This window comes from Acinetobacter qingfengensis (genome assembly GCF_008693185.1).
Classification (GTDB): domain Bacteria; phylum Pseudomonadota; class Gammaproteobacteria; order Pseudomonadales; family Moraxellaceae; genus Acinetobacter; species Acinetobacter qingfengensis.
Genome location: NZ_VXKN01000007.1, coordinates 122,950 through 142,912 on the forward strand (window position 1 = coordinate 122,950; position 19,963 = coordinate 142,912).

A 19,963-nucleotide genomic window follows, 5' to 3' on the forward strand; every position below is an offset into this window, starting at 1 on the left:
TGCCATTTTGTGATATTCATCGGTGAAGTTTGTACCTATTTTAAATTTAAGCCATGTAATGGAAGCGACATCGATTTGTTGTTTCTGTCTTGATGTTGAAATTTTTAATCGGGAGCATTCGTCATGAGTACATCAATTCAACCTGCCAAGCATCCGCTGGATTTACTCACTCAAGAAGAGTTAACACTTGCCAGTGATATTTTAAAAATACAAAAGAATCTAGGTAAATATCATCGTTTTCCACTTCTATACTTAAATGAACCCTCCAAACATGCAGTGACAGCCTTTGAACAGGAAGGGGAATATTGCCCACGAGAAGCATTTGCTTTAATTCTGGATAAAAGTACAGGAGATACATTTGAAGCTATCGTCAATTTAGACAATCAAAATATTACAAGCTGGGTGCAACTCGATACGGATAAAAATGGACAAGCGCCTTTAATGATTGAGGAATTTGATGATCTTGTTAAAGTCGTTCAGGAAGATCCAGACTGGATTGCTGCCGTGAAAAAACGTGGCTTGAGTGATGAAGATATCCAGAATATTCAGATTGATCCATGGTCATTTGGCCATTGGGGCGATGATGAAAAATATAAAGGGCGTCGCTTGATGCGTGGCGTTGCTTTTTATCGAAAAAAATTGACGGACAACGGCTATGCACATCCACTAGAAGGTCTAGTTGCAATTGTAGACATCAACGAGCGTAAAATCATTGAATTAGTTGATGATGGTAGTCATGTGCCAATTCCTCAAGCAGAACTGAACTATGACACGCCATCTCTAGGTGAGCCACGTAAGGATCTAAAACCTTTACATATCGTACAACCTGAAGGTGTCAGCTTCACTGTAGATGATGACTGGAAAGTATCATGGCAAAATTGGGAATTTCGGGTTGGTTTTACTCCACGTGAAGGTTTAGTTATTCACCAGTTAGGCTATAACGATAAAGGTAAAATTCGACCAATCCTCTACCGTGCCAGTGTGACGGATATGGGTGTACCTTATTCTGATGATGTTGCTAATCATTATTGGAAATGTGCTTTTGATGGTGGTGAGTATGGTTTGGGACGCCTTGCCAATCAATTAGAACTAGGCTGTGATTGTTTGGGTGCAATCCGTTATTTTGACATTCCAACCAGTGATGACTTCGGCAATACCTTTGTCATGAAAAATGCCATTTGTATGCATGAAGAAGATTACGGCACCATGTGGAAACACTATGAATTCCGAACAGGTGTATTTGAAGTTCGCCGTTCCCGCCGTCTGGTGATTAGCTTTTTCTGTACTGTTGCAAACTATGATTATGGTTTTTATTGGTATTTATATCAGGATGGCACCATTCAACTTGAGGCAAAACTTACAGGAATCATTCAAACTTCGGCAATCACACCGGGACAAACACCAAATGGTGGTAAAGTCACACCTGAAATTTATGGACCGACGCACCAGCATTTCTTTAGCGCACGTTTACACATGCAAGTGGATGGTAATCAGAATTCAGTCACTGAAACTGAAGCATCAGCACTTCCTATGGATGAGAATAATCCTAAAGGTATTTTATTTAAAACAACAACTCAAACATTCAAAACTGAACTGGAAGCCTGTCGGGAAGCCAATGGTGCAACGGGTCGTTTCTGGAAAATTATCAACCCAAATGTAAAAAATCATGTGGGTAATCATCCAGGTTACAAATTGGTTGCTGAACATAATCCAATTATTTTGGCAAATCCGCAAAGTTCCACAGGTCGCCGTGCTGGTTTTGCACAAAAACACCTTTGGGTGACACCTTATGCTGAAAAAGAACGTTATGGTTCAGGTGAATATCCAAATCAAAATTATGGCGATGGTTTACCGGTTTGGGTACAACAAAATCGCCTGATTGAAAATACGGACCTTGTTGTCTGGCATACCTTTGGGCATACCCATATCTGTAAACCAGAGGATTTTCCTGTAATGCCAGTACAGTATGTTGGCTTCAGACTTCAGCCCAATAATTTCTTTGAACTGAACCCAGCAATGGATTTACCTGCTGGTAAGGATCATGCCAGTGTTCAGGATGGGGCTTCTCATTGCCGCCATAAAAACACCTAAGCCATAACCATCAAAACGGTAATGAGCATGATCATTACCGTTTTTTAGGAGGTGCCATGAGTCATTCAGAGATGCCACACCAGCACACGGGTTTGGCACAACATCACAGCACTATGACCGAGGTCAGCACAGGGTTAACCATACAACAGCATACTCATACATTTTGGACCATATCAAACAGTATTGAAATTATTATAATTTTTATTGTTATCGGAGTGTGGATGGTTCGGGCTAAAGTCTGGCGACAACATCCCTATATATTTGTCACGATTACATTCTTATTTGTTATCAGCATGCATCCTGTTACAGACAGTATTGCTCGTCATTCGGTTTGGTTACATTGTTTACAAAGTAGTTTGATTCATCATTTGATTCCACTTTTATTGTTATTATCGCAAACGCCTAAAGCAACCGTAATTTCAAATCGGCCTGCCAGTAAAACAATGGTCGGCCTGCTTATTTTTAGTCTGGTTACGTTTAATTTAATGACTTTGATGTGGCTACTACCATCACTACATGTACGTCTGATGCAGGATGCCCTGCTATATAGCATGATGAAGTGGGCAATGGTCATTACTGGAATTTTACTCTGTAAAAGTATGCAGTTATTTAATCAGAACTTATATATCGCCAGACTAAATTACAACCAGTTCAATGCATTAATGTTAATGCCTCAGGTATTCATTGGTATTGCACTGATGATATTGCCACCACTCTATGCAATGCCTGAAAGCATCATGCAACATGATGCGCACAGCATCATCTCTTATTTACCACAGCTTTCCCTACAAATGGATCAAGTGTTTGGTGGTCTATTGTTATTACTGGCAATTATCTTATTCCTTTTAATAGACATTAAACGACGACGTAATGACTTGAATTTATCCACCTCAATGCATATTCACAAGGAGATCATATGAGTTTGATCGTAAAATACGGTTTATTTCTGTTTTTGATGCCCAGCTTTCTTTTGACATCACACGCATATGCCACAACATATGAACTGGATAAAGGTAATACAACATGGGTCATGGTTGCCGGCATGTTTGTCACACTCATGTGTATTCCCGGGTTGGCAATGTTTTATGGTGGTTTTATTCGCAGTAAAAATGTATTGTCCATCTTTGCTCAGATGTTTATCAGTGCAGGTGTTATCGGTGTATTATGGGTAATTTATGGTTATAGTCTTGCCGTTAATACCACCGGAATGGTTGAAGGAGAATATAATCTGCATAGCTTTATTGGCACGCTGGATAACGTATTTTTAAATGGAATTAATCTTGCCAATGTCAATGAACTTGCAATTCCAGATGGCATACTGATCTTTTTCCTGATGACCTTTGCCATTATTACACCGGCAATCATTATTGGCGGTTTCGCCGAAAGAATGAAATTCTCTGCCAGCCTACTCTTTCTAATCATCTGGTTCACCCTATGTTTTCTACCCATGTTTCATATGGTTTGGGGTGGGCCTGGTGCGCTTATGCACAATTGGGGTACGCTGGACTTCGCAGGTGGAACAGCTGTACACATGAATGCAGGATTGGCTGCATTGATTGCATCGATTATGGTTGGTAAGCGCAAAGGTTATCTTAAAGTTGCCATGCCTCCACATAATGTTACGCTGGCATTAACTGGCGCAGGAATTTTATGGGTATGCTGGTTTGGTTTTAATGTTGGTTCTGGCCTGGCAGTGAATGAGAATGTTGGCACCATCATGCTGTGTACCCAAATTGCTGCCTGTTCAGGAATTCTCGGTTGGGTTATGGTCGAAATGATCTACCGTAAAAAACCGAGTGCATTGGGTGCTGCATCAGGAGCATTGGCCGGTTTAGTCGGTATTACTCCTGCATGTGCTTTTGTCGGGCCTATAGGTGCAATCTGCATCGGTTTTGTCACTGCAATTTGTTGTTATTATGCAGTGACAACCATTAAACATCGTTTTGAATATGATGATAGTGTTGATGTATTTGGTTTACATGGCATAGGTGGGATAGTTGGTGCGTTGCTTACAGGTATTTTTGCATCGCCTTTATTGGGTGGAAATGTTGCCGATCTTAATATTATTCAACAACTTTGGATACAATTGATCAGTGTTGTGTTTACCATTGTATACTGTGGTGGTATGAGCTGGATGATTCTCAAAATACTGGATAAAACCATCGGCTTGCGTGCAAGTGAAAATGATGAGGAAATCGGTCTGGATATTGCACACTATAACGAAAATGCATATAACAAATAAATATTTCAGCCGTCAGAAAAGGCGGCTCTTTTACTCAATCTGCCAATTCATGATATTCACCAACACCATAAACGCATAAGGTATCTCTTTGTCATAAGCGAAAGGATAACTTAATGAAATCACTAAAAGTACATTATTTTCAACATATTGAAAATGAAGGTCTGGGTAGTTGTGAAGCCTATTTAATTCAGCATTATCATGCCGACATAACCACTACAGCCTTCTATGCACTCCCACCAAAAATCGAATTAGGTCTAAATGCACTCCCTGCTATTGAAGATGTCGACTTATTGATTGTAATGGGTGGAACCATGAGTGCCAACGATACAAATCGTTATGCATGGCTTCATGCCGAAATCACATGGATCAGGCAATATATCCTTTCCGGAAAACCGGTCATTGGCCTTTGTCTGGGTGCACAACTTATTGCTAGAGCATTGGATGCAAAGGTTTTCAAAAATCCAGAAAAAGAGCGTGGCTGGCGTGAAGTTTATGCAACTCAGCCTATCACATCAACACACTTTCATATACCACCCGTCATCACGGTTCTGGAATGGCATTCCGAAACGTTTGAATTGCCTAAACATGCCATACAGCTTGCAAAAAATGATGTCTGTCACAATCAAATATTTCAATATCAACATAATGTGATTGGTTTCCAATTTCATCCGGAAGTGACAATAAAAACTTTAACTATGTTTTTTGAAACGCTTATTGAGGATATTAATAACTATCAGGGACCATTTGTTGCCCCGATTGCAGATACATTAAATGCTCCTCCTGAACAATATCACGCTGGTCAAAATCTATTAAATCAAGCAATTGATTATGTCATTAAACACAGACATTAATGTACTTTTAACAGTAGGCATATTACATACACAATTTTTTGGTTGAAAAAGTTATTCGAATAATTCAATGACTATTATCGTTAAAATACATTTAAGAAAATAAGATTATGGTACAAAACTTGCTCTTGCTTTAATTAGAAAATTGCAAGGATCGAAACCCTGCCATGTACGTCAAGGATCAACCATTTGAGGACATTATCTATCATGCCCAGGCACTTGATTTCTGGGAGCAAGAATATAATCAACTCTCCGAATCAGCTTTTAAAAGTCGCTTACAGGATCTAACTTTCAATGGCTTACGTATTTTTAGAGAACAAATGAACTGCCGTGTAGCACAATGCACAAAAACACCACCTGATACAATCAATATCCTTATCCCAATTCAACTCATTCCTGAAAAAAATCATCTCCCAACCCATACTTTATGTGTCAATGGTGCAACTTTATTACCTTCCGAACATGAATTTTTCTTTTGTACTCCACCTGATACAGATTATATTGTCGTTTCATTACATAAATCCGTTTTGGAAAAGCGTTTAATCCATCCAGATATGCAGCAAATACTAAAACAGCGTTTTGGGTGTGGTATTCTTTTTAACAATCAAATTTCCGCATTACTTATCCAAAAATGTACCGCTATTCTAGATCAATATACCAAATCCCTGACATTACCGAAAATTGAGTTATGCCAGCAAATTTATGACGATATTATTGATCTGGTTTTGCATTATTTTGATATAGACGATAATACTGCACAGCCTAAAACGTTAGGCAGTAATCATCATCATATTATTCAATACGTGTATGAAAGAGTCCTCGAAAGCGACCAATATTTAAGCATTTTAGATATTTGTCAGGAACTACAAATTCCCCACCGCTCCTTGCATTATGCATTTGAAAAAACGACAGGAATATCCCCTAATAAATATATTCGAGCCATTCGTTTAAATGCAGCAAATCGTATTCTTCATAAGTCCAAAAACACACTCTCTTTAACAGCACTTGCACATCAATATGGTTTTTCACATAGTAGCCATTTTGGCAGAGAGTATAAAAAATTATTTGGTAAATCACCGACCAGAAATTTAATTCAGAATATCCAGTGATCCATAAGAATTAATGGGTCAAAATAATCATATATTCTTTATGATCAAATATAAAAACCATGATCCAACCCACAAAAATATGGTTGCATCATGGTTTTTGGTCATCAGATAAAATCTTTATGAAATTTTTCGTTTATCCAGATGACGTGACAATGCATCTCCGCCAGCCTGTACCAGCATCACCAAAATTACCAGAACAACAATCACCGCCAACATAATTTGCATATCAAAACGTTGATAGCCATAGCGATAAGCAATATCTCCCAATCCACCTGCACCAATTGCACCAGCAATCGCAGAAGAATTGATCATGGTCACCAAGGTTACGGTAAAACCGGCAATAATTCCCGGTAAAGCTTCTGGTAATAACACGTGCCAGACAATTTGCTTACGGTTACATCCCATAGCCTGCGCTGCCTCAATCAGACCATGATCCACTTCACGTAGACTAACTTCTGCAATACGGGCAAAAAATGGCGTAGCCGCGATAGTAAGAGGAACAACCGCAGCCCAAACACCATAACTGGTACCGACAATCCAGCGGGTGATTGGAATCAATGCCACCATCAAAATCAAAAAAGGTACTGAACGGGTAATATTGACGATCCAACCCAAGGCTTGATTAATACTTTTGGACGGATAAATGCCATTTTCCGAAGTATTAACCAAAATCACCGCCATCGGCAAACCAATCAGAAAAGCCACAAACGCTGATACACCGACCATGATTAAGGTATCCGTCAAACCCGTCAATAATAAATCAAGCAGTTGGTCGTACATAACCTAATACCTCAATTGCAAAAAAGTGTTGCTGTAACGTAGCAATGACTTGTTGATTCTGATGGGGAATCGCCACCACAAAAGTTCCAATGAGATGTTGTTGAATACTATCAATATGACTTTGATAAAGCTTAATAGGTTGAACATCATCACTAAACAATTGCTTGATATCCGGCGCATGTTTCAATTCAGATTGATATCTTAATTTTAAAATGGTGTGCGTAAACTGCTCATCAGGGGTATCACGTAATTCAAAAGGTAAATCCAGTTGTTCCAGATTTAATAATTCCTGAGTAATGTGCTGCTGCGGATCAGAAAAAACTGACCAAACTTGCCCTGATTCAATAATTTCACCATGATCAATCACAACAACTTGATCACAAATTTCACGAATAACCTGCATTTCATGTGTAATTAAAACAATAGTAATGCCAAGCTTTTGATTAATTTCTTTTAATAAAGACAATACCACTGACGTGCTTTCAGGATCTAGCGCTGATGTTGCTTCATCACACAATAAAATTTCAGGATGGTGAACCAGTGCCCGAGCAATACCGACACGTTGTTTTTGTCCACCGGAAAGCTGGGATGGATAATGATGTGCTTTATCGCTTAAACCAACCAATTGTAAAACCTCATTTACCCGTTGTTCGATTTCAGCCGGTTTAAAATTTGCTACCTTAAGCGGTAGCGCCACATTATCCCAGACAGTTTTGGCAGACATCAGATTAAAATGCTGAAAAATCATACCAATACGTTGTCGCAATTGAATCAATTCTGCATGATTCAATTTTGATAAATCGTGCTGATGAATCAAGATTTGACCGTCACTTGGTTTTTCAAGTCCATTGAGTGTACGAATCAGTGATGATTTTCCTGCACCACTTTTCCCAATAATGCCAAAGATTTTACCTTGTGGAATATCTAACTGAATATTTTTGAGGGCGTGAACACGATGGCCCTGAACATCATAATATTTATTCAGATTACGGATTTTAATATGCGTTACACTAAAATCTACGGGGGCACCAAAACTCACCATCATGTTCTCCTTATTTCCAGCCTTCAAACCATAGACCTTGTCCAAAATCCTTATCCAGAATCGCACGGGCAGATTTAGAATTTTGAAAGGCGGTTACAAATTTTTCAAGCTTTTGATTTTTATCCTGATAATCATTGCGTGTCACAAACAAAATGGCATATTTCTTATCAATCGGATCTAAAAATAATGCGTCGTGCGGATCTGCAACTTTTGCCATATTCAAATAATGTGGAAAGCCAAAAATTAGATCTGCTTCATTGTATGCACGTGCTGTCTGAGGTCCTTCAACTTCAAGAAAACGTAATTGTTTGGGATTACTGACAATATCCTGTGTCGTTAGCAAATCATTTTGAGCATTATCCTTTAGGCTGATCAGTTTTGCGCGTTGCAATAAAGTCAAGGCACGAGACAAATTCACAGGATCACTTGGAATAACCACACTGGCACTCTGAGGTAACGCTTGCAAAGATTTATATTTTTTTGAATATAATCCCACATGGCTTCCTGTACCAATTGCAAAGGATTTCAAATCGTATCCAGTTTCCTGAATTGCATTACGCAAAAAGACACTTTGCTGGAAAAAATTGGCATCAATATCTCCATTTTGAACAGCAACATTGGGCGCATTCCAGTCGGAAAATTCAATGAGTTTCACTTGAATACCCTGTTGTTTTACCTCCTCCGCAACAGTCTGTAATAGTTCTGCATACGGTGGACTGATACCGATAGTTAATACATCATCCTGCTGATGTTGTGTGCTATACCAGCGATAACCAATCAATACTGCAAGGGTTAAAACAACCAGACCACCAATCAAGGCATACTTTTTATTTTTGCTACGATGCTGTGCCATGAACTGCTCCAGTTATTTCCAACCAGGAAACCATAATTTTGCACCGAAATCCTGATCCAATGCCTGTTTTACCTCTGGTGAATTTTGATAGATTTCAACGAATTTTTTAAGCTTGTCATTTTTATCCTGATAATCCTCACGTACGACAAATAAAATCGCATAACGTGTATTGGTATTATCATCAAGTAATAACGCAGAATTCGGATCGGCAGTTTTTGCCAAACGTAAATAATGTGGGTATCCAAATGCTAAATCAGCATCATCAATGGCACGAGCTGTTTGTGGGCCTTCTACTTCAACAAACTGTAGTTGTTTTGGATTTTCAGCTATATCTTTAAGACCAGATAAGTGATTGTTGGGATCTTTCAGTGTGATTAATTTCGCCTGTTGCAATAACAATAAAGCACGACCCTGATTGACTGGATCGTTTGGAATGACAACTTTTGCATTTTGAGGCAAAGCATCCAGACTGGTATATTTTTTTGAATATAACCCTACATGCGATGCCACACCTGTAGCAAAGGCTTTTAATTTAAAATCCGGATTTTCTTTTTTTGCATTGTCCAAAAATGGTTGGTGTTGAAAAAAGTTGGCATCAATATCCCCATGACTCAAGGTAATATTTGGAGTATTCCAGTCAGAAAATTCAACCAGCTTGACATTAACACCCTGTTTTTTAGCTTCATCTGCGGCAACCTGTAATGGTTTGGCAAAAGATGGGCTAATACCGATCACCAGCTCGCTATCACCAGATTTTTTTTGATAGTTCCAGTAAGCCAGAGCTGCAATAACTGCAATGATCACGCCAGCGATCACTACAAATTTCAATTTTGATTGTTGTTGTGCCATAAGTTTTTCCTGATCCTCTACCCTATTGCCTACTGGGTTACTATAGATTGTTGTCTGCTTGCTTGTTGTTTAGTCGATTTTGGTGTCGTGGTTAATGACGATATTCGAAATTGTTGAACAGGATGTGATTCCGGTAAGCGATCCCCCTGTCCTGCCAGTTTTTGCCGTAAACTACCTGTTTCATAAGCTGTTTTATAACGTTGCCGCTGTTGTAATTCGGGAATGACATACTCAATAAAATCTTGATGTGATTCTGGTGCGACTGTACGCGTCAGATTAAAACCATCAATTCCAGTAAAATCCAGCCATTCAATGAGTTGTTCTGCAACACTGGCTCCACTACCGACAAATAATGGATAGCGACCACCTAGAATATGTTGATCTTTCAAATCCTTGATAGTGATTTGTTGCTGCTTAAATTTTTCGTTTACCGACACAATGCTGTTACTCTGGCGGTATGGAATCACTTCATCATCTGTAAACTGTGAAAGATCAATGCCTACCGAACTTGAGTAATGTGCCAATCCTGCCTCAGGGCTGGCATATTGACGATATTCTGCAAGTTTTTCCTGTGCCTGCTGGTCAGTTGCACCCGTAACAACCGTAATACCTACAAAAATTTTAATTTCATCCGCAGATCGCCCCTGCTGTTGCGCCAGATGACGAATTTTTTCTACTTGCACTTTCACTTTTTCTGGATGATCAGCACCAATGAACATCGCTTCGGCATGCCGTGTGGCAAATTGTAGACCACGAGGTGATGTTCCTGCCTGAAATAATACAGGTGTACGCTGTTTTGACGGTGCAACCTGAAATACGCCTTCACTTTGATAAAATTGACCATGATGCCGGATACTGTGGACTTTTTGAGGATCAGTAAATATACGTCTGCTTTTATCCTTAATCACTGCATCATCCTGCCATGAACCTTCCCAGAATTTATAGCAAAGTTGCAAAAACTCTTCGGCCTGATCGTAACGCAAGTCATGCGCTTTTAAACCTTGATTACCAATTAAACGTTCTGCACTATCCAGATAGCCAGTCACAATATTCCAGCCAATACGTCCTTCAGTGAGATGATCCAATGTGGCAAAACGCCTTGCCAATTGATAAGGTGTCTCATAACTCAAGTTAACCGTTAAGCCAAAACCCAAATGTTCAGTCACAGCAGCCATCGCAGAAATTAAAGTTGCGGGATCATGACTAGGTAATTGCACAGATTCTTTTAATGTAACATCCAGATTATTTTGATAAACATCATAGACACCGGTAATATCTGCAATAAATAGTCCATCGAACAGGCCTTTTTCCAGTGTTTTTGCTAGATCTGTCCAATAACTTAGCGAATTAAACCGATGCGATTCATCACGAGGGTGCGCCCATAAGCCATGATTAATATGTCCAACTGAATGCATATCAAAAGCATTGAGCAAGATTTTCTTGGGAGGAAGATGCGATGTTATCGTCATTACAAAGTTCCTCGTCTTGGTGGTAAAATACCGTTTAATACATATTGACCAATAAAATAATATTTCCAGCGAGCAGCATCATGTAATGTATGCACCCGCGCATTACGCCAGAAACGATCTAATCCATCCTTACGTTGACTGCCACGGCTACCTGCCAGTTCAATTAATTTCGATGCTGCTTTTAATGCCGTTTCACTGCTATGCGCACGTACCTTAGCGACATCAATCGAAGCTCTGGCAATATTGTCGGCATCTGGTTGTGGTCGGGCCAAATCAATGGATTGTGCAGCCTGTTTTAATAGCACCTCACTGGCACGCACATCAGCAGCCACTCGACCAAGTTCATACAGTGTTAATGGATCCTGTGTCGCTGAATCAACGCCGGAATCAATCCATGGACGAGCCTGACGTACCCGAATTAATGTTTCTTCAAAAGCTGCACGCGCAATACCAACTTCAATGGCGGCATGCATCAACTGTGCAAATGGGCCAACCAGCGTAGGCTGTAAGAATGCCTGATCAAACGGAATAACATCTTCTGATACAACTTTTACCTGATGAAATTTGACCGTGCCACTACCCGTTGTTTTTTGTCCAAATCCATACCAGTCATCAATTTTTTCCACACCTTTGCTGTCACTTGGAATAAACGCCAGAAATTCATGTTCTTGCTCATCTGTAACCAGCGTAGGAATCCTGTGCGCAAAAAGACTGCCTGTGCAATAAAATTTTTCCCCATTAACAATAGATACACCCTGATCCGTTTTGCGAATTGATGCAGTTTTTTGTGCAGCACTTTTGGTTTTAAATTCAGCCAGTGCATTGCCTAATCGAGCACCTGCAAGAATTTCGGCATATAAACGTTGCTTTTGTTGTTCTGTTCCAGTATTTCGTAGAACTTCAAGTGCATAAAAATGATTTTGAGGAATTTGTCCAATTGAACCATCCACACCGCTCATCAAAGCAATGATTTTTGCAATAGTTAAACTGGAAACTTCTGCACCGCCATATATTTTCGGTACGGTAATCGCCCATAAACCTGACTGACTGTAGGCCTCAATTTCTTCAAATGGTAAAATACGCTCTCTATCACGCTGTACTGCGTTTTGCTCAAATTGTGCTGCAAGTTGTGAGGCAATCTGTAATGCCTCGGCATCTGATTGAATCACATGCGCCTTTTGCCGGGAAAGTGATTTCACGTGTTGTAAAGTCTGATAAGAGGTCATGTTCATACTCCCTATACCCAGGCATGACGATTTGGTAAATGTTGATTGAGGTAATAATCACCCAGAATATGAAACTTCCAGCGCACAGGATCATGCAAAGTATGTACACGGGCATTACGCCAATGCTGATCCAGATCGTATTGTTGTAAACTGGAACGGCTACCACCTAATTCAAATAATTTTTCTGAGATTTGTAAGGCAGCATCATTGGCATAGATTTTGGCCTGTGCCACGAGGATTGACGCTTCAGCAGATTGCTGCTCACTGACTTGGGCTAAGGCGTCCAATTCATCCAGATATTCCGCTGCTTCATCTAGTAATAAAATAGCCGCATCCAGCAAAATCTGAAGTTTTCCAACCTCTTGTAAAGTAAAATGTTCAAAACTGGCTTTTTCCACATTGGCATCAATAATTGGACGAGCCTTATAAATTGCACTTAACGTGTCAGAAAAAGCAGCTTCAGCAATTCCGACATCAATGGCCACCTGAAGCAATTGCGAATAAGCGCCTCGATATGTAACAGTATGCGTTAAAGAACGTTCATCAAAAATTAAAAATGGATCAATCTCCACCTGGTTTAAACGTACCGTGCCGCTTGATGTTGTGCGTTGACCAAATCCATCCCAATCATCAATAACTTCTACACCGGCTGCATGACGATCTACAACAATCAGCACCACATAACCTTCTGGATGTAAAGCTTTTACCGCCAGCCAATCAGCAAAACTACTGCCTGTAGAATAGAATTTTTCTCCATCAATGACATAACGCCCCTGATCAATACTCAAAGTTGTTGTTAATGTTTTGGTATCTTTGGTAAACCGTTCTGGACCACCATTTGCCAGACGCTTACCTTGTAAAATTTGTTGATAAATAAATTGTTTTTGTTGTTCAGAGCCAACCAGATCAATGATATTTAAAACACCGAACTGATTCTGTGGAATCTGTCCGACACTGGCATCCGCCTTATTTAGAATTCGAAATACTTGTGCAAGTGTCTTATTGGAAACAAAAGCACCACCATATTTTTTTGGAATACGAATTCCTCCCAGTCCCCTTTGACTAAATTTCTCAATCTCTGCAAAAGGTAATTGTCGTTGCTGATCCCGCTGATTTCTTCCTTCCAGAGCAAAATCAGCAACCTGATAAGCCGCATTTAGCGCTTCTTGATCATTTTCAATGATATATACACTTGGAGAAACTAAATTAGCCATAATGACACCTCAATAGAATGTGCAAACACTAACTAGTCTGATCAAAAAACTTAAATCACGGATTATTAGATCATTATCTAATTTTTTGCATAACAGAAAAATTGCTTAACTTTTCTATTTTTCTTATTTAAAAAATATATAAATTTCAATGTCTTAAAATTTTATTTTAATAAGTTTTAGTAAAATAAAGAAAATCTTTTATCAATAAAAAGAATAAATAAGGCGTAAATTTGTATAACTGTTCATATAGAGTGAGCAAAAACATCGTTACGTATTTGCTGTCACTTATTTTCAGAATTAATGTTATGTTTATTCAAATTCTTTCCAAAATATCATCAAGGACCAATTTATGCGTCATACTTTGCTCAGCCTTGGATTGATTGTTTGCGCATCATCCAGCCATGCAGAACTTATCATTAATGGTCAGTCTTCTTCTCCTACCATAGCATCAGCAGCAACAAGCAGTTATAGCTCCAATAATAATTTCCAGAACTGCCTTGCTAATCTTCGTTCAAATGCCATAGCTTCAGGGGTAAGTGCCACTGTTTATGATCATTACACTCAAAATCTTAGTCCAGATTATTCAGTGATTGACAAGCTCAACTATCAACCGGAATTTAAAACAGATCTATGGGACTATCTATCTGGTTTGGTCGATGAAGAACGTGTACAGGATGGTCAACAAAAACTTGCACAATATCAAAGCATCCTCAACCGTGTTGCAGCACAATACGGCGTACCTGCTGAAACTGTCGTTGCAGTCTGGGGAGTCGAAAGTAATTATGGCAATATTTCCGGAAAATATCCTTTATTACAGGCGTTAGGCACATTAAGCTGTGAAGGTCGTCGACAATCCTATTTTCAAGGTGAATTTTTTACCACCTTAAAAATTTTACAACGTGGCGATCTCACTCAAGATCAGCTTAAAGGCTCATGGGCAGGTGCATTTGGTCATACCCAGTTTATGCCATCAACCTATGATCGCCTAGCTGTCGATTTTGATGGAGATGGCCGCCGTGATTTAGTTTCCAGTGTTCCTGATGCATTAGCATCTACTGCAAACTTTCTCAAACGGGCTGGCTGGCAAACCGGCATACCGTGGGGCTTTGAAGTTCAGGCCAATGGTGTTCCTGCCTCTGGTCGCACCAATAAAACAGCCCTTAGCAACTGGGTCGCCCGTGGTGTTACCCGTATGGATGGTTCGCCAATTATTCAAGGCAATCTATCTGCATCTACACCTGCTGCACTGCTGGCACCTGCCGGAAATAATGGTCCTAAATTTCTAGTTTTCAAGAACTTTGATGCGATTTATGGCTATAACGCAGCCGAAAGCTATGCACTGGCTATTGCATTACTTTCCGATCGTTTACAAGGTAAATCAGGTATCATTTCAGCATGGCCAACTGATGATGCAGGTACCTCTCGTGCAGAGCGGCGAGAAATCCAAAAACTTTTAATCCAGCGTGGACATGATATTGGTGATGTTGACGGGTTAATCGGTGATAAAAGTCGTGAAGCCATACAAATCGAACAGCGTCGTCTGGGGCTTGCCACAACAGGTCGTGCAGGTCAGAATATTTTGCGCGCCTTACGTGCAGAACGTATCATGCAATAAGTTTCACGTGAAACATAATGGTCAGGAATTAACCCTATTTTTTTAATACCTGACCGAACTATTTAATCTAGCTTTCAGGAAAAGGTATGTATACCGGTATCGTGATGGGCGTTGAAAATATATACGCCGTTGAACAAAAAAATGGCTATTGCACCATTCATGTGAGCAATCAGCAGCATTTTTTTGATGATGTATCCATTGGTGCCAGTGTAGCAATAAACGGTGTATGTCTAACCGTAACACAAATCTTCAAAGAAGATCATTTAGTCAGTTTTGATATTGGTCCGGTCAGCCTAGAACTTACCACATTACAATTTCTGCAAACTGGTGATCAAGTCAATATCGAACGCTCATTTAAAATGGGCATGGAAAATGGCGGTCATCAACTCTATGGTCACATCGAAGGCATGGCACAAATTGCCGGACTGGAAAAAACTGGAGACACTCTGCATCTCGACATCAATATTCCAGCCGAAAAAATGAAGTATTTTTTTCATAAAGGTTTTATCGGACTGCATGGCTGTAGTTTAACTGTGAATCGTGTAGACAAAACGCTGAATCAAATTTCAGTTGATTTAATCCCCGAAACATTACGTTTAACCAATTTAAAATCTGTCCAACAAGGTGATTTCTTAAATTTTGAAATTGACCAGACTACTCGTACATTGGTCGATACAATTGAAGGCATTTATGCCAATCGTGGATAAATAAACAGGATAAAAAAATGCCTGATTTGAGATCAGGCATTTGATGATTTCAAGGCAAATTATTCTGACAGATGATCCTGTTTTTTACTGTAGCGAATGGATAGATACGCAGTGATGGCAAGAACTATCGCAATAAAGCCCAAAGATATCCAGATCGGCATGTGGAACACATCAAGCAATAGCATTTTCGCACCGATAAACAGTAAAATTACCCCTAGACCATAGGGTAAATAATGCATTTTTGATGCTGCGCCAGACAATAAGAAGAACATAGCACGCAAGCCCAAAATCGCCATTAAATTCGCACTTAATACAATAAATGGGTCGGTGGTTACAGCAAAAATCGCAGGGATTGAATCTACAGCAAAAATCACATCGGAAAATTCAACCAGAATCAGTACAATAAATAGTGGTGTAACCCAAAGTTTACCCTGTTCCCTGACAAAGAATTTATCCCCTTGTAAGGTCTTGGTAATGGGTAAATGGCCACGTAACCATTTTAGCAATTTCATATCTTCAATATTCGGATCTTCATCTTGCCCTTTTAAGAACTTAAATCCGGTATAAACCAAAAATGCTCCGAAAATATATAAAATCCAAGAGAATTCCTGTACCAGCCATGCACCGATAAAAATAAAGATGGTTCTTAAAACAATTGCGCCAATTACACCATACAATAAAATTTGGCGTTGTAATGCTGGAGGAATGGCAAATGCCGAGAAAATCATTAGCCAGACAAAGACATTATCAATTGCCAAGGATTTTTCCAGTAAATAACCGGTAAAATATTCCAGTGTTTTTTGATTGGCAATGCTTAGCCCGACAGTTTGTTGCAGGTAGAGCCAAAGTCCTCCTGCGAACAGTACCGCAACCGAAACCCATGCAGCACTCCAGATCGCAGCCTGTTTAATGCCGACTTGTTGCCCTTTTTTTTGCTTAAATCCAAAAAAATCAATGGCAAGCATGACAATCACGATGCCAAAAAATGCCAGATACAGCCAAATATTCCCAATGGAATCCATGTATTACCTCCTGTTCTGGACAAACAGTCAGGTACAAAAAAACCTTGACCAGTTGCCAGACGATATTCATCTGTTTCAACTTGATCAAGGTCTTGCCTACACCATCTCAAAGATGATGCTCAGATACCGACTTTTTTTATCAGCATTGCTGATTAAAAAAGTGTATTGACGATATCTGACACATAGCGATTTACCGCTATGCTTGAGGAGGCTACTCCCCTTGTCGTTTCATTTTGCTTTGGATTGTAATCCAGAAGTGCATATAGCATGCCATAGCTTTCGATTTTGTGCAAATTTTAGTTATTCCATGTTTAATATTTCGCACGTAAAGTCAGCATAAAATTACGAGGTTCGCCGTACATCCATCGGTTTGCTGCATAACCCATGCCCGCAAAATAAGATTTATCAAATAAGTTATTTACATTTAATGCAATATCAATTTGTGGATTAACTTTATATCCAACATGCGTATTGAATATTGTAAATCCGCCATTATGCTGTCCTGTTGTCGAGTCATATAAACTCGATTGCGCATTTACTCCACCGCCGACACTTAGACCATTTTCAAAATCATAGGTAGACCATAATTTGAATGCATGCTTAGGTGTATAGGCAGCAAAGTTTGAACCCACTGCATATTCCCACCAATCCGTCGCATTGGTACTAATGACTTCTGCATCCGTCAATACATAGCTCATGATGACATTCCACTGATCCGTTAATTTACCTACTAACTCAAGTTCAATACCTTGTGTCTGATTTTCACCACCAGCTATAGAGCAGCCAAAGGTCGAGCTATCCGTTGGATCACCTTCACAGTTACCGTTTGGATAATGTGTAACATTACGATCTACAGTTGCTCGGTTTTCATCACGCAGACGGAACAATGACAATGAAGCAAGTAAATCACCATCAAGAAATTCACCTTTTATACCCGTTTCAACTTGCCATCCTACGCGAGGTTTAATGGTTTTACCTTGCCAATCTTTTTCAGATTGTGGACTAAAAATATCTGTATAGCTTAGATACCAAGATAAATCTTTAGAAAAATTCCAAACTAGACCACCATATGGCGTGAACTCCATATTTGCGTTTGCATCAGATTTTTCCCAAGCACTCTGGTTTTCACTTCCAATTCCACGGCTTTTTTCATCATAATTGCTAAAACGACCACCCACAGTCAGAATTAAATCATCAAGTAGTTTGTATTTTAATGCGCCATACAAACTAGATTTTATAACTTCTGTTTCTTGCGTATTAAGATTTGGACTAGGAATATCATTTAAATTTATACGTGGATGAACTAAATAATCTGAACTCCAATAGCTCGATCGATCATCATTATCATAACTCGTACTAGAACCAATCTTTGTCGTATTGTTTGACCATGTAGCACCCACAATCACATCATGATCACGTTCAAATAAATTAAATTTACCCCTTAAACTTAATTCACCACCATATAAGGCTTGTTTACTTTGTTTTTTGTAGCCGTAATAACTTGTGGTTTGCGTACTAAAATTTGGCGTTGTTGCAATCCCCATCTGAGTATTTAACTCTTGGTTTTGGTAGATTGTGGCAAACTTGAGCTTCCATTCATTATCAAACGCATGTTCTAAATCCAGCCGGCCTTCAAATGCTTGTGGTACTTCAGTTTTATTCCAATCTGCACCAAAATAACTTGACCGACTAAAGCCGCCACCATGAGGAGGCCAACCATAAAATGGTATACTGTCAGACTGACTATAATTAATTGCAGTAGTTAATAAAGTTTTATCAGAAACATCAGCTTCTACAATAGCATACGCTGAACTTCGATTTTCCTCTGCGTAATCATAAAAAAAATCTTTTTCCTGATGGGTCAGTATCATGCGTCCTCTGATACTGCCATCGTTATTCAAACTGTTATTGGCACCGACACTTACTCTTTTATTATTCCAAGAACCGTAGGATAAATTCACAAATCCTTCGGCGTCTGCCGTTGGACGACGACGAACCATATTGATAATTCCGCTTGGATCACCACTACCTTCAAGCAAGCCTGCTGGTCCACGCAATATTTCGACACGATCATAGATTTCCATATCTCTTGCAGGAGCAATACTATATGAATCATCTGAACCTACAGATAACCCATCCTGTTGTTGTGCAGCGCGATAGCCACGCATAAGATAACCTGTTTCAGCAAAAGCTCCATTGCTGGTCACTGTAACGCCTGTCGCTTGTACCATTGCCTCTTTTAACGTACTGATGTTCTGATCATCAAGCTGCTTTCTTGTCATAACAGAAATAGACTGTGGTGTTTCTCTCAACGACTGTTCAAACTTTCCTGTCGTTGCTTTACGTGTAGTATAGGCATTATTGCCTTCTGTTCTTGTTTCATCAACAGTAGATACAGTAATTGCTGGCAATTGCGCTACGCTACCATTCGTTGACGTACCTCTAGCCTGTACATCAATTGGTTTTAATTGACCCACATACTGTGGTTGCACAGCCAACTTCACAATGGAAAATTTATTTTCACCGATTTTTTTAATTTGTAAATTTTTACCTTTTAATAATTCTTGTAAGGCTTGCTCTACGGTTAAATCACCGCTTAAGGATTCTGACTGATAATTAATTACTACATTGGTCACAAATAAAATCTGGGCGCCACTTTGTTGTGCCAGATTTTGCAATGCCAAATCCAGACGCTGTGCTGGAATCTGTACATGATGTGCTGTATCAGCAAATACTGCCCCTGCGTATAATACTGTTGCCAGTACCAAGCTGATTTTTGTTAATCTTAAATTCGGTTTGTTATTGGTCATTTGCCTTTTCCCAAAAATATCTTGAATAATGACATCGCAATTGATGCACTTACATAAGGTATGTCGTTTGGGCAACCCCATTTGTA

The 19,963-nt window shown here is 39.4% G+C and carries 16 protein-coding genes; 7 read left to right on the forward strand and 9 right to left on the reverse strand.

Annotated features, from left to right (window positions below; genetic code table 11):
• The first annotated feature begins 123 nt into the window (after positions 1-123).
• From F4V57_RS10285 to F4V57_RS10305, 5 genes are all read left to right on the forward strand, one after another.
• Entirely contained in the window at positions 124-2,091 is a 1,968-nt protein-coding gene (locus F4V57_RS10285; protein WP_070070249.1) for a primary-amine oxidase, read from the forward strand.
• Positions 2,092-2,147: 56 nt separating this feature from the next.
• A complete protein-coding gene (locus F4V57_RS10290; protein ID WP_070070250.1) occupies positions 2,148-3,011 on the forward strand; it encodes a cytochrome c oxidase assembly protein in 864 nt (287 codons plus the stop codon).
• A complete protein-coding gene (locus tag F4V57_RS10295; protein ID WP_070070251.1) occupies positions 3,008-4,333 on the forward strand; it encodes an ammonium transporter in 1,326 nt (441 codons plus the stop codon). Before F4V57_RS10290 ends, F4V57_RS10295 begins: the two co-directional genes overlap by 4 nt.
• A 113-nt stretch (positions 4,334-4,446) precedes the next feature.
• The gene (locus tag F4V57_RS10300) at positions 4,447-5,184 is read left to right on the forward strand and encodes a type 1 glutamine amidotransferase (protein WP_070070252.1); all 738 of its coding nucleotides are present in this window, start codon (positions 4,447-4,449) and stop codon (positions 5,182-5,184) included.
• Between the two features lie 164 nt (positions 5,185-5,348).
• Positions 5,349-6,290, forward strand: coding sequence for a helix-turn-helix domain-containing protein (locus tag F4V57_RS10305; RefSeq protein WP_070070253.1), 942 nt, complete (start codon positions 5,349-5,351; stop codon positions 6,288-6,290).
• Between the two features lie 117 nt (positions 6,291-6,407).
• Here F4V57_RS10305 and F4V57_RS10310 read toward each other — a convergent pair whose 3' ends face one another.
• Genes F4V57_RS10310 through F4V57_RS10340 form a run of 7 tightly spaced genes read right to left on the reverse strand, consistent with a single transcriptional unit; the run spans position 6,408 to position 13,723 of the window.
• Positions 6,408-7,070, reverse strand: a complete 663-nt coding sequence (locus F4V57_RS10310; RefSeq protein WP_070070254.1) for a methionine ABC transporter permease — start codon at positions 7,068-7,070, stop codon at positions 6,408-6,410.
• Complete coding sequence (locus tag F4V57_RS10315; RefSeq protein ID WP_070070255.1) at positions 7,051-8,112, reverse strand: methionine ABC transporter ATP-binding protein; 1,062 nt, start codon at positions 8,110-8,112, stop codon at positions 7,051-7,053. The genes F4V57_RS10310 and F4V57_RS10315 overlap by 20 nt, the downstream gene beginning before the upstream one ends.
• A 10-nt stretch (positions 8,113-8,122) precedes the next feature.
• The gene (locus F4V57_RS10320) at positions 8,123-8,965 is read right to left on the reverse strand and encodes a MetQ/NlpA family ABC transporter substrate-binding protein (protein WP_070070256.1); all 843 of its coding nucleotides are present in this window, start codon (positions 8,963-8,965) and stop codon (positions 8,123-8,125) included.
• A 12-nt stretch (positions 8,966-8,977) separates the two neighbouring features.
• A complete protein-coding gene (locus F4V57_RS10325; RefSeq protein ID WP_070070257.1) occupies positions 8,978-9,814 on the reverse strand; it encodes a MetQ/NlpA family ABC transporter substrate-binding protein in 837 nt (278 codons plus the stop codon).
• 29 nt (positions 9,815-9,843) lie between these two features.
• A complete protein-coding gene (locus F4V57_RS10330; protein ID WP_070070258.1) occupies positions 9,844-11,283 on the reverse strand; it encodes an LLM class flavin-dependent oxidoreductase in 1,440 nt (479 codons plus the stop codon).
• Positions 11,283-12,509, reverse strand: coding sequence for an SfnB family sulfur acquisition oxidoreductase (locus tag F4V57_RS10335; protein ID WP_070070259.1), 1,227 nt, complete (start codon positions 12,507-12,509; stop codon positions 11,283-11,285). Before F4V57_RS10335 ends, F4V57_RS10330 begins: the two co-directional genes overlap by 1 nt.
• Positions 12,510-12,520: 11 nt before the next feature.
• A complete protein-coding gene (locus tag F4V57_RS10340) occupies positions 12,521-13,723 on the reverse strand; it encodes an SfnB family sulfur acquisition oxidoreductase (protein ID WP_070070260.1) in 1,203 nt (400 codons plus the stop codon).
• Between the two features lie 349 nt (positions 13,724-14,072).
• On the opposite strand from F4V57_RS10340, the gene F4V57_RS10345 reads away from it, so the two are divergent.
• Complete coding sequence (locus tag F4V57_RS10345) at positions 14,073-15,338, forward strand: lytic murein transglycosylase (protein WP_070070261.1); 1,266 nt, start codon at positions 14,073-14,075, stop codon at positions 15,336-15,338.
• A gap of 86 nt (positions 15,339-15,424) precedes the next feature.
• On the forward strand, positions 15,425-16,045 hold the full coding sequence (locus F4V57_RS10350; RefSeq protein ID WP_070070262.1) for a riboflavin synthase: 621 nt from the start codon (positions 15,425-15,427) through the stop codon (positions 16,043-16,045).
• Positions 16,046-16,104: 59 nt separating this feature from the next.
• On the opposite strand, the gene F4V57_RS10355 is transcribed toward F4V57_RS10350, so the two are convergent.
• Together F4V57_RS10355 and F4V57_RS10360 are read right to left on the reverse strand one after the other, a co-directional pair.
• Positions 16,105-17,067, reverse strand: a complete 963-nt coding sequence (locus tag F4V57_RS10355) for a TerC family protein (protein WP_070070263.1) — start codon at positions 17,065-17,067, stop codon at positions 16,105-16,107.
• Positions 17,068-17,378: 311 nt separating this feature from the next.
• Positions 17,379-19,877 carry a TonB-dependent siderophore receptor gene (locus F4V57_RS10360; protein ID WP_070070264.1) on the reverse strand — a complete coding sequence of 833 codons (2,499 nt, stop codon included), beginning with the start codon at positions 19,875-19,877 and terminating at the stop codon, positions 17,379-17,381.
• Positions 19,878-19,963 lie beyond the last annotated feature (86 nt).